At 75.3% G+C, this 770-nt stretch carries 2 protein-coding genes; one reads left to right on the top strand and one right to left on the bottom strand.

The genetic code is table 11. The features are described from left to right. The coding region (locus tag GTW08_RS30800; RefSeq protein WP_161152902.1) for an antitoxin at positions 1 to 267 on the bottom strand (267 nt) is incomplete at its 3' end. A 166-nt stretch (positions 268 to 433) separates the two neighbouring features. Here GTW08_RS30800 and GTW08_RS31340 point away from each other — a divergent pair. Beyond that, on the top strand, positions 434 to 601 hold the full coding sequence (locus tag GTW08_RS31340; RefSeq protein WP_167379102.1) for a hypothetical protein: 168 nt from the start codon (positions 434 to 436) through the stop codon (positions 599 to 601). The last annotated feature ends 169 nt before the right edge of the window (positions 602 to 770 follow it).

The raw sequence follows: 770 nt of genomic DNA on the forward strand, positions 1-770 counted from the left end.
GTCGCCGTGCGTGCCGGCGCCCGGAGCGGCCGGGCCGGTGTGCCCGAGTGCACCCTCGACCTTGCCCTTCACCCCGCCGATCTGCTCGGAGTACTTGCCGCCGGTGGCCTGGTCGACCTTCTCGGCGGCCTTCTCGACGAGCGGGCCCGCCTTCTCCTTGGCCTTGTCCAGGTGCGGGCCGGCCTGCTCCATCGCCTTGTCCAGGTGCGGCTTCGCCTTCTCGATCGCGTTCTCGGCCGCCTCGCGTGCCTTGTCCAGGAACCCCATGAGTGGTCCACCTCTCCTGTCGTCGCCCGGTCGCCCGGGCGGATGCGTACGGCTGACCCCATGGTGTCACCCGGACGCGTCGTCGTGGGGCGGCGCGAGTACGGCACGGCACGGTGACGCGGGATCGGTGTCCACCCGCGCCGCCCGCGCACGGCACCATGGGGCCATGAGCGAGCCCGCGGACCGGATGCGCCGACGGATCGAGGAGATCTTCGGCGACGACCCCTCGACCACCGCCGACGAGCGGGCCGACTACGGCGCCGCCGACGAGCGCGACACCGCGGACCCCGACCGCTGGTTCACCGAGAACCGTCCCCCGCACCACGGCGGCTGACCGGCCGGAGCGCGTTCGGAGACCGAGGGCGGCCCGCACCGCGGGGACGGCGCGGGGCTCAGCGCAGGGTGACCGTGACCTCGCCGGCCAGCGTCGCGGCGGCCACCGCGGTCGCCTCCGCCTCGGGCAGCGCGACCAGCACCAGCGGTCCCGGGTCCGCCCGCGCCCC

The organism is Pseudonocardia sp. SID8383 (assembly GCF_009864975.1).
GTDB lineage: Bacteria > Actinomycetota > Actinomycetes > Mycobacteriales > Pseudonocardiaceae > Pseudonocardia > Pseudonocardia alni.

Coding starts and splice junctions, on each gene's coding strand:
- GTW08_RS31340 (WP_167379102.1), top strand. CDS start 434: ATGAGCGAGCCCGCGGACCGGATGCGCCGACGGATCGAGGAGATCTTC.